The following is a 4,780-nucleotide window of genomic DNA, read 5'->3' on the forward strand; positions in this document are numbered from 1 at the left end:
GTCATTTGTTTTCTCACCGGATGGTCTTGGATTTTACATTCTTTATCTCTATCACATCTTTAAAAAAATGGTATAAGGTAGCAAACTCGCTCGCACTCAAAGGAGGGATGAGCGTTTGGAAATCTGGGTCAATCCGCAGGGAGTCTGCAACAGTGTGGTGGTGCTTTCGGGTTGAGCCTCGCAAAACTACTAAAGGTTGACGCTGCTCGCTGCCCGGTGTCTCCTGAGTTGGGTGCATTTCCTAGTGCCTCCTGAGATAAGTCAACCCCTGACTTGCCAGCCCCAAAGCCAGACACCAGATTGAAGAAGTTGACTCGTATAGGTTGATTCCATATTACCTATAGTACCACGGAAAACGGCTCGTAATGTGGGATAATAAAGAAAAAAGTCGAAAGGATAATGTTGCAAAATGCCCCCAAGCAAAGGAACGCAGCTCCACCCCAACTCTCTAGCTAATTTAAAGTTAGGCGGAGGCGAACCTCGATATGAGGAGCCAAAAAAGCAAAGGAACATTCAGGTAACATCTGCGGGGTGGGAAGGTTTTCGCGCTATTGCTAGAGAGCGCGGATTGAGTTTGAGCGAGTTGATCGAACAGATTGGCAGGCGCAAGATTACTTTGACTGACGCCGAGGAACAAAGTCGCAAACAACCCACAGCCAATCTTTCAGGTATGGGGAGGCTTTGAATAAAGACGTACATTGCCGTCGGATGAGGAATAAACACAATGGTTCAATCACCTCCAAAACTTATAACTGTTGATGAATTTATTACAAACTACGGCGACAGCGATTGCTACGAACTGATTGATGGTGAATTAACCGAAATGGCACCAACAGGGCCCCACGAACAAGTCTCCGGGTTTTTGGGACGAAAACTAAATGTAGAAATTGACCACCTGGATTTACCCTACCTTATCCCTCCTCGCTGTCTCATCAAACTATTACGAACAGCAACAGCCTTTCGCCCCGATGTGCTTGTATTAGACCAAACTCGACTAATTAATGAACCTTTGTGGCAACAAGAACCTGTAATTACATCAGGTTCTTCTATTAAACTGATTGCTGAAGTCGTTAGCACCAACTGGCAAAACGATTACGCTCGCAAAGTTGAAGATTACGCCCTGCTTGGAGTGCCTGAGTATTGGATGGTTGATTATTTGGGCATTGGTGGCAGAGAATATATTGGCAAACCCAAACAGCCGACAGTTACAATTTGTACGCTGCGAGAAGACGAGTATCAAAAACAGTTGTTTCAAAATGACGATCTGCTTATTTCCTCAATCTTTCCCGGCTTGCAATTAACAGCGCAACAAATCTTCGCGGCAGGCAGATATGCTGCTATCTAGCTTATATCCAGGTAACGTCGGTGGGATGGAGAGAATTCGTGCGGTCGCAATGGAACGGGGATTGAGTCTCAACGAGTTGAGCAAACAAATTGGCAAGGGTCTGATTCCCCTTGGCGCTGAAGAAAGTAACTAATAGCTTGGTCAGGAAAAGGAGGGTTCATTCAAAAAAACTTTCTATCAAATCGTTACCATAAGTTTTTTTGAAATAAAGGACTAATTGGCTTGTTGATTTCCCGAGCCTGCTAACTAACTTTCAAAATTTGCTCAATTAGGGAGAAAACTTGCTGCGGTCGATGCTTAAAATGCTTCTTGATTTGAAATTTTAACGAATCTGCTGGCACATCTTTTTTGTTTAGTTTCAGGCGAATATGATCACTTCGTGGGAGAGTGGAATTGAGCGCTCGAATAACGGTGCGGCATTGTCGAAGAGTCAGGCTATCGACTTGAATGAAGGGTAGATTAAATGTGTCGGTATCGAGTTGAATATTAGAAACAAATTCGGCTTTAAGTTGTAGCGAAGAGGTGAGGCGCTGTTCTTCTGTGGGTTCTGGAGTTGCTGCCGATTCGGTAACAGCAGGAAAGGAAGCAATTTCATTGAGAAGAGGCACAAAATCTGGGGCAAGTTCTGCTGAGAGTTTTTCAGAAGGATTCATTCGCTTCGATGCTAACAGCGTAGCGATATAGTGAACAATTAAGCCACCGTAACCAAAAATTACCACAGTTTCAATTGTGAGGGTGAGAAAATGCTGAATATGTTCGTACATGATTATAATTTATTTGCAAGTGGAACATCTCTCAAACGCGCTCGCGTTTAATATCAAAACCTTACTAAAGCCTTCTGAGAATGCGATCGCAAATATCGCAAAGGGAACTGGTGCGGTGGGTGGGCGGGCAAAACAAATCCTGCTTGGAGCAGGATTTTATCCCCTTTATAGGGGGTCGTCATTGATTACTTGATAAAATCATCAATCTCTTCATTATCGTCAGTTGCCTTTTTCTTATGAGAAGCTTTGACTGCCGATTCGATATAACGGAAGTGCAAGTCAATCACTGCTTGCTCAGATGAAAGCCAGTAAACGTTGCTCAAGATTTCTTCAAGCATCTCGTCAGCCGAGTAGCCTTCATATTGCTTGTTAAACCAAGTATTAAACGCTTCCCAGTCAAGAGCTTTACCTTTCTGCAACTGTCGTTGTTTGGCACGTCCCGTTAACTCGCGGGCAACGTGCAAAAACATCTCGAAGCGCTGTTCTTCAAGAGTTTCTGCAAATTGCTTTTGCATCGGAGTTGGAGCGGATTTGCGATTAGCCATGATTAACCCTCAAGCGTGTTTTTTTTCACAACTAAAGCGACGGCAGTTCGCTAATTACAATTAATTCAAAAAATTTAGTGGGTGGGTGAGTGGGTAAAATTAAATTCACAACCAAGGTCAAAATTTCCTTGGTTGTGAATTTGTTGGGTATGCTTCCCAGAGCGTCCTGATTCGGACGGTGGCGACAATCATTACCAGAATCGCGATTCGTGGAAAGGGCCTCGATAGAGGCAAAAAAATGCTCTGCTTTTTCAGCAGAGCTTTCTAATCAAACTTTAACAATTATTCGTCGTCTTCCTCAAATTCTTCATCTTCGTCTAAACTAAAATCATCCTCCTCATCGTCATCATCCTCATCCTCATCCTCATCGCCTTCCTCGTCTTCGTCATCCTCATCAATTTCATCGAGTATGTCATCAATTTCATCATCTTCATCATCGAATTCCTCGTCCTCATCGAGTTCTTCAGTATCTTCTTCAGAGGATTTAGCTAACTCGTTGCGACGCTTTAAGCTTTGAGCATTGAACTCCATTAAATCGGCAATGGCAGCTTGCGGGTTGTCAGCAATTGTATCGTAAAGTTGGCTCATCGCTAAGGCAACAACTTCGACATCATACTTGAGTTCATCGGGTCGGCCAACTAGCTTGGGAAACACAGTATTGTTCCACTCTTGCCAGTCGAACTTTTTACCATTGCCATTACCGTTGCGCTTATTCAACTGAGCTTGAATATCCAATCCCAGTTTTTCGCGAATTGCGTGGCCAACCTTTGTCGAAATACGGCTATCGCGACGCTGAATTGTCACGCCGTACTTCTTATGAATTGTATTGCGAATCTGTTTGACTAGCTCGCCAGCAAGTTGCTCGGAGCTGAGGTTAGGTTGAGGTTTTGATTTGGCTCCATTGTTAATGCTAACTGTTTGACTGTTCTGTTTTTCAGGTGGCTTAGATTTAGCAGGCACTGGTGAATGAGAGCGAATGGGAGTGGCTGCGGTTTGCTTTTTACTTGTGACCATGATTGACAATTTAACTTGCATAACATCAATTTATTAGTGCCGTTAGGCACAATTACCCCCTCCAATTGAGGGGGAAAACTTCGCTCATTAGCAGGACGCTAAATTTTAATTATGTTAGTTAAAGTTTTATGTTAAATATCCTCTATTTAGATGTATAAGTTCATGAAATATTTCACGATTTTGTCTAAGTTAAGAGTCCCTCCAACTCCAATATTTGCCCTAGAATATTACAGTGCAGATCGCCAAAAAATCTTGTCATCATTTCATCAGTACGCCAGTGAGTGTTGTTTACCTGTTTATTATTGGAATCCTGGCTATGCAACTCTTCAACAGGTGCGGTGTTTGAATAAAAATCTCCCAATTTTAGGTTGTCATTCAGATATGACAAGCGTTTCAGATATTTCCCAGATGTATAATAGTGAATGCGTCTTATGTAAAACTGAGCTATCTGTCGGAAGTGATGTGCTGCAATTTCTGCTGGAAAATGACTGTCCCGGTATCTTTTTGTTAGAGGATATTTTGGAATCAGACAGTACCGAACAGCCTCTTGTCCGCCGTTATTCTCAATTGGCTAACGCATTCTTTGAGCTGAAAGGGCGTTCAGCTGAGCAATATTGGGTACTGCTGGGTGAGTACATCCAACTGCCATCAAAGCTAAGTCCATTAATTCCTCTACTCAAATGTCCGTTACCCGATCGTTTTGAAGTCGAAGTTCTTGTAGATAATTTTTGCGATCGCAATTGTTCCCTTGATTTTGGTTTAGATGCGGTAGCTGCTAAAAAACGGCTGGCTGTTTCGAGTCTAGGGCTGCCAACTGCTGAAATTGAATTAGTGTTAGATCGATCGCTCTCTATGACTGCTTCAGTTGTCCAAATCGCACAGTTGGTATTGGAGCATAAAATATCGCAACTTCGAGACCAGGGGTTGGAGTTCATTGCTTCTCCAGACGTGCCTCATGCTGGCGGTTTAGATTTATTAGACGCTTATTTGAGCGAAGTCGTAAAGCTGTCAGAAGCTGATGCCAAGAAATACCACCTCATACCATTTTTTTAAAGATGTGATAGAGATAAAGAATGTAAAATCCAAGACCATCCGGTGAGAAAACAAATGAC

At 42.9% G+C, this 4,780-nt stretch carries 8 protein-coding genes; 5 read left to right on the forward strand and 3 right to left on the reverse strand.

The features are described 5' to 3' along the window. The 4 genes from QUA53_RS28565 to QUA53_RS28580 form a co-directional block, all read left to right on the forward strand. Positions 1–200 (forward strand): hypothetical protein (locus tag QUA53_RS28565; RefSeq protein ID WP_333249277.1); only part of this gene is annotated, 200 nt, incomplete at its 5' end. 209 nt (positions 201–409) lie between these two features. Then, complete coding sequence (locus QUA53_RS28570; protein ID WP_333058078.1) at positions 410–685, forward strand: hypothetical protein; 276 nt, start codon at positions 410–412, stop codon at positions 683–685. A 39-nt stretch (positions 686–724) separates the two neighbouring features. Next, entirely contained in the window at positions 725–1,345 is a 621-nt protein-coding gene (locus QUA53_RS28575) for a Uma2 family endonuclease (protein ID WP_333101207.1), read from the forward strand. Then, a complete protein-coding gene (locus QUA53_RS28580; protein ID WP_333101209.1) occupies positions 1,332–1,478 on the forward strand; it encodes a hypothetical protein in 147 nt (48 codons plus the stop codon). Before QUA53_RS28575 ends, QUA53_RS28580 begins: the two co-directional genes overlap by 14 nt. Positions 1,479–1,587: 109 nt before the next feature. Here the strand turns inward: QUA53_RS28580 and QUA53_RS28585 are convergent, their stop codons facing one another. The 3 genes from QUA53_RS28585 to QUA53_RS28595 form a co-directional block, all read right to left on the reverse strand. Beyond that, a complete protein-coding gene (locus tag QUA53_RS28585) occupies positions 1,588–2,109 on the reverse strand; it encodes a hypothetical protein (RefSeq protein WP_333101212.1) in 522 nt (173 codons plus the stop codon). Positions 2,110–2,294: 185 nt separating this feature from the next. After that, entirely contained in the window at positions 2,295–2,654 is a 360-nt protein-coding gene (locus QUA53_RS28590; protein ID WP_194060967.1) for a hypothetical protein, read from the reverse strand. 282 nt (positions 2,655–2,936) lie between these two features. After that, on the reverse strand, positions 2,937–3,668 hold the full coding sequence (locus QUA53_RS28595) for a hypothetical protein (protein ID WP_333101215.1): 732 nt from the start codon (positions 3,666–3,668) through the stop codon (positions 2,937–2,939). A 381-nt stretch (positions 3,669–4,049) separates the two neighbouring features. Here QUA53_RS28595 and QUA53_RS28600 point away from each other — a divergent pair, with 381 nt between their 5' ends. Beyond that, positions 4,050–4,721, forward strand: a complete 672-nt coding sequence (locus QUA53_RS28600) for a hypothetical protein (protein WP_333101217.1) — start codon at positions 4,050–4,052, stop codon at positions 4,719–4,721. The last annotated feature ends 59 nt before the right edge of the window (positions 4,722–4,780 follow it).

This window comes from Microcoleus sp. Pol12B3, from assembly GCF_036701355.1.
Taxonomy (GTDB): domain Bacteria; phylum Cyanobacteriota; class Cyanobacteriia; order Cyanobacteriales; family Microcoleaceae; genus Microcoleus.